The sequence below is a fragment of the Nocardia sp. NPDC003345 genome (genome assembly GCF_053589395.1).
This window is the reverse complement of the sequence record NZ_JBSFRU010000408.1, coordinates 1-5022: the sequence shown is the minus strand read 5'-3', so window position 1 is coordinate 5022 and position 5022 is coordinate 1. Positions and strand designations below refer to the sequence as shown.

Here is a 5022-nt window from a genome sequence, read left to right as displayed (position 1 = left end):
TGAACGGCTGGCGCTGCGGGCCGATCTCAGCGGTGTCCCCGACGAGCGTGCCGTGCTCGCCGGCCGCATCCTGGGTGATCAGGCTCCGGATACGAACGCGCTGGAACGCCTCGTCGCCCGAACCACGGGGGGCCCGGAACCGGCGGCCCTGCGGGCGCTGCTGGCACTGGAACTCCCACCGTCGCAGCGCGTGACGATACTGGCGGACCGGATAGACGCCGCCCGTGCCGCGGTCCGGGCCGCGAGTACGCCGGCCGCGGCAGCCGATCTGCGAATCCTCGAGTTGTTGCGGGCCGCACGCGCCCATGCCACCCGGTCCGAATCGGAGGAGCACCCCGGGACGCTCGGTGCCGGGCCGGTGGACGGCTGCCCGTGCCCGGTCTGCGGCCGGGGCGAGCTGGACGAGCGCTGGCTGCGTGAGACCACCCTCGTGATCTCCGAACTCTCGTGCCGGACGGCCGGTCTGGCGTCCGCCCGCTGTGAACTCGCGGCGGGACTGGCCGAACTACGGGTCCTGGCGGAGGCCGTCCCGGCCGAACTGGTGGCCGCCGAGAAACTGGCCTATCTCGATACCTCGGCATTGCGCGCCGCCTGGGAACAGTGGGCGGCCCTGCCCGGATCGGCCGACGATCGTCCCGGCCGGCTCGCCGCCGTCTATGAGCGCGTCGCCGTGGAACTGGGGTATCTGCGCGGCCGGGCCGGTAAGGAATTGGACCGTCTCGACGAGGTGTGGGCCCCCTTCGCCCCGCGCCTGCGCGAATGGCTGGAACTGAACAGATCGGTCGCCGCCGGCAGCTCCGAATTGCAGACCGTGCGCGCCGCCGAGGAATGGCTGAAATCGGCGACGGCGCAGGCCCGCGACGAGCGGATGGCCCCGCTGGCCGGCACGGCCCGCTGGGTGTGGCAGAGCCTGCGGCAGCAGAGCAGTATCGAACTCGGTGGCATCCGGTTGCAGGGCAACGCGAATACCGCTCGACGGGTGCAGCTCGAGGTCACCGTCGACGAGGTGGACGGCGCGGCGCTCGGGGTGATGAGCCAGGGGGAATTGCACGCGCTGGGCCTGGCGCTGTTCCTGCCGCGGGCCACGGTGGCGGCGAGCCCGTTCCGTTTCGTCGTCATCGACGATCCGGTACAGGCCATGGACCCCGCCAAGGTCGACGGCCTGGCCCGGGTGCTGGCGACGGTCGCGTGGGACCGCCAGGTGGTGGTGTTCACCCACGACGACCGTCTCGCCGAGGCGGTACGGCGGATGCAGATCGACGCCCGGATCCTGGAGGTGCAGCGCCGGGAGCGGTCGGTGGTGGAGGTCCGCCTGTCCAGCGATCCGGTGCGCCGCTACCTCGACGATGCCCGCGCACTGTTGCGTACCCCGCAGCTGCCGCGCTCCATCGCCGACGAACTCGTCGCCACCTGCTGTCGTTCCGCGCTGGAAGCGGCGAGCCTGGCCCGGGCCAAACGAGTACTGCTGGCCGGCGGGATGGATCACCGAGAGGTACAGCGCCGCATCGATACCGCCCAGTCGACCCGCGCGATGGTGACGCTGGCCGTGCTGGGTCCCGGCCGTCGCATCGACGATCTGAACAAGGAATTGGCCAAGGAGGGCCGGTGGGCTGTCGAGGTGGTCCGCGACGCCACGGCCGGGGCACATATCCCGATCGCGCGTGACCTGGGCGAGCTGATCGCCGATACCGGGCGTTTCGTCGATTGGCTGGCGCGGTGACGGCGTCGGATGCGCCGCGGCGCCGCGATACCGCCCGCCGCCGGACGCGCGCCCGTCGCGGCGACCGGGCCGGTTCACGGGCGGCCGCGCCGCCGGCGGAGCCCCGGCCCACGGTCCCCGAACGGCTGGCGGTGGTGGACCGATTGCTCGACGGATCGGTACCGGCGGCGGGCGGTGTGTGGTCCCGGGCCACCGCGTGGATTCTGCGGATCGCGCTGGAACAGGCCGTGGACGAACTGTGGTCGCGCACCGAACCGGATCTCATGCGCTGCCCGATGCGCGCGCAACTCCTCGCCCTGCGGGTGGTCGCCGATCCGGCGACGGCGGCCCGGGTCGCGGCGCTGTGGTCCGCGTTATCGCATGCCACGCACCATCACGACTACGAATTGGCGCCGGGATTCACCGAACTGCGCCGCTGGCGTGACGACACCGCGCGGATCGCGCAGGACCTGGTCGCGGCGAAACCCTGACGCCGGAAGTGGTGCCCGCGACGGGTGCCGCGCAGAATCGGGGCGTGGACGATACGACACCGTGCCCCTGCCGCCGCGGCGATACCTTCGGGGCGTGCTGCGGGCCGCTGCTGGCCGGGCGTCCGGCGCCCAGCGCCGAGGCATTGATGCGTTCTCGCTATAGCGCTTTCGTGCTCGGCGATACCGGGTACCTACTCCGGACCTGGCATCCGCGTACCCGTCCGGACGATCTCGATCCGGACCCCGAGCGCCGCTGGCTGTTCCTGGAAATCCTGCGCGCGGAGGCGGGCGGGCCGTTCGACGAGTCCGGGACCGTCGAATTCGTGGCCCACTACCGGGATTCCGCCGGCCGCGGGCGGTTGCACGAGATCAGCCGCTTCGTCAGAACCGACGACGGGTGGCGCTATCTCGACGGCGACCTCGAATTCTGACCGGCGGCGGACCATCCGCCGTGCCGGGCGGCGGCCCGCGACCGCCGGTAGTCTGCAGCCATGCCGCGTATCGCCATCGAATACTGCACGCAGTGCCGCTGGCTGCTGCGCGCGAGTTGGATGGCACAGGAATTGCTGAGTACCTTCGGCACCGATATCGGTGAGGTGGCCCTGATACCCGGTGCAGGCGGAATCTTCCGGATCACGGTGGACGGGGCCCAGGTGTGGGAGCGCCGCGCCGACGGCGGTTTCCCGGATATATCCGTACTCAAGCAACGGGTCCGCGACCGGATCGCACCGGATCGTGATCTCGGACACGCCGACCGTGATCGAGGTCCGGCATCGCCCGGCACGAGCTGACCGGGTCAGCCGCAGCACCCGCCCCCGCAGCACCCGCCGCCTCCGGCGGCCGGCGCCGGGGCCGTCGGCGCGGCCGCCCGGCCGGCGGTGGCGAAGGTCGTGAGCAGTTTCACCGTGTCATCGTGGCCGCCGGGGCAGATCGCGGGATCCGACGATCGCGCCATCGGACGCCGGACCTCGAAGGTATCGCCGCATTCGCAGCAGCGGAACTCGTAACTCGGCATGCCCGCATTCTAAGGACGTCCCGATACCCGGAAACCGGGCGCAACGCGACAATTCTGAAACCGAGGTGTAACCACTTCACCCGTACCCTCGAATGCACAGGTAGAGGAGGTCTGTGATGAACGTCCAGTGCTTCGAGGTGACACCTGAGGTGGGCGAGTCCGCTCCGGTGGCCCGGACCGAGTTCGGCGCGGTCCGGGGTACCCGGGAGGGCTCCCTGTCGGTATGGCGTGGAATTCCCTATGCCGCCGCTGCGGCCGGGTCGCGCCGCTTCCGGCCGCCGCGGGCACCCGAACGCTGGGACGGTGTCCGCGACTGCGTCACCGACGGGCAGATCGCACCGCAGGATATGGCCAACACCGTCCCCATGGACCGCTCGCTGCGGATGGGTGAGGACTGCCTCTGGGTCAATGTCTGGGCCCCGGCCGAACCGGCGGAACCGCGTCCGGTGCTGGTCTGGTTGCACGGCGGCGCCTACTGCCTCGGCTCGGCCGCGCAGGCGGTATACGACGGCAGCCACCTCGCCGCAGCCGGTGACGCCGTAGTGGTCACCGTGAACTACCGCATCGGTGCGCTCGGTTTCCTGGACCTCTCCTCCCTGTCCGACGATTTCGTCCCCAATCTCGGTCTCCTCGACCAGCTCGCCGCCCTGGAATGGGTCCGCGACAATATCGCCGATTTCGGCGGCGACCCCAGCAATGTGACCCTGTTCGGCGAATCCTCCGGCGCCGGCTGTGTCACCGCGCTGCTCACCGCCCCTCGCGCGGCGGGATTGTTCCAGCGCGCCATCGCGCAGAGCCCGCCCGCGACCTCGGTCTACGGCCGGGAACGGGCCGCCGGGGTCGCCGAACGTTTCCGCGAACTGATCGACCTACCCCGGGCCCGCATCGACGAACTGCTGACCTGCCCGCTCGAACGTATCGTGCGCGCCGCGGCGGTCCTGATCGACGAGGTGCCGCTGCTGTCCCCCGGGACCCTGGCGGCCGCGCCGGTCGTCGACGAGGATCTACTGCCCGGCTATCCCACCGACCGGTTCCGGGACGGGCGTTCGCACCGGGTCCCGCTCATCATCGGGACCAACAAGGACGAGGCCTCGCTGTTCCGGTTGTTCCGCTCACCGATCATGCCGGTGACCCCGCAGGCCGTGAACACCATGCTCGAACAGGTACAGGCCGGCCATCCGGGGCTCTCGGCGGAACGGCTGGCCGAGATCACCTCCGTCTACCCCGACCTCGCCAAACCTCGCGGCGCCCTGGCCATGTCCACCGACGCCGCCTTCCGGATGCCCGCCCTGTGGGTCGCCGACGGTCACGCCCAGCACTCCCGCACCTGGATGTACCGCTTCGACCACGCGACCCCGATGCTGCGAGCCGCCCGCGTCGGCGCGGGTCACGCCACAGAACTCCCGTACGTATTCGGCAACTTCGGCACCTTCGACCACGACCCCACCTTCTGGCTCGGCGGCCGAAGACAGGCCGCCGAGGTCTCGGGCCGGATGATGCGCCGCTGGCTGGCCTTCGCCGAACACGGGGTCCCCGCCGCGCTGGACGGCTCCAAACACTGGCCCCCCTATCACCCGGAATCCCGCGACACGCTACTGATCGACACGGTCGATCGCGTGGTCCCGGACCCCGAAGGCGATCTGCTCACCGCATGGGGAGAACGGGCAGTCGGCTTCGCCTGAGCTGTGTTTATTGGAGCGGCTCCGCCGCTCGGGTGCTGTGTTTTTTGGCGCGCCTCCGGCGCGCGGGGTTCGGCCCCCTGAGCGTCTGCTGTCAGCGCTCGAGACTGGCGGCTGCGCCGCTTCGCTTCGAGCGCT

General features: G+C 70.8%; 6 protein-coding genes. 5 read left to right on the top strand and 1 reads right to left on the bottom strand.

Annotated elements, in window-relative coordinates; all coding sequences use genetic code 11:
- The 4 genes from ACWDU1_RS29395 to ACWDU1_RS29380 form a co-directional block, all read left to right on the top strand.
- Positions 1 to 1720, top strand: a 1720-nt coding sequence (locus tag ACWDU1_RS29395; protein ID WP_450003434.1) for a hypothetical protein, incomplete at its 5' end; no start/stop codon positions are given.
- On the top strand, positions 1717 to 2190 hold the full coding sequence (locus ACWDU1_RS29390) for a hypothetical protein (protein ID WP_450003433.1): 474 nt from the start codon (positions 1717 to 1719) through the stop codon (positions 2188 to 2190). The genes ACWDU1_RS29395 and ACWDU1_RS29390, both read left to right, overlap by 4 nt.
- 44 nt (positions 2191 to 2234) lie before the next feature.
- A complete protein-coding gene (locus ACWDU1_RS29385) occupies positions 2235 to 2621 on the top strand; it encodes a YchJ family protein (protein ID WP_450003431.1) in 387 nt (128 codons plus the stop codon).
- Positions 2622 to 2681: 60 nt separating this feature from the next.
- Positions 2682 to 2981 carry a SelT/SelW/SelH family protein gene (locus ACWDU1_RS29380; RefSeq protein WP_450003429.1) on the top strand — a complete coding sequence of 100 codons (300 nt, stop codon included), beginning with the start codon at positions 2682 to 2684 and terminating at the stop codon, positions 2979 to 2981.
- 5 nt (positions 2982 to 2986) lie between these two features.
- On the opposite strand, the gene ACWDU1_RS29375 is transcribed toward ACWDU1_RS29380, so the two are convergent.
- Entirely contained in the window at positions 2987 to 3205 is a 219-nt protein-coding gene (locus ACWDU1_RS29375; protein ID WP_450003427.1) for an FmdB family zinc ribbon protein, read from the bottom strand.
- Positions 3206 to 3321: 116 nt separating this feature from the next.
- Here ACWDU1_RS29375 and ACWDU1_RS29370 point away from each other — a divergent pair, with 116 nt between their 5' ends.
- Positions 3322 to 4887, top strand: a complete 1566-nt coding sequence (locus tag ACWDU1_RS29370) for a carboxylesterase/lipase family protein (protein ID WP_450003425.1) — start codon at positions 3322 to 3324, stop codon at positions 4885 to 4887.
- The last annotated feature ends 135 nt before the right edge of the window (positions 4888 to 5022 follow it).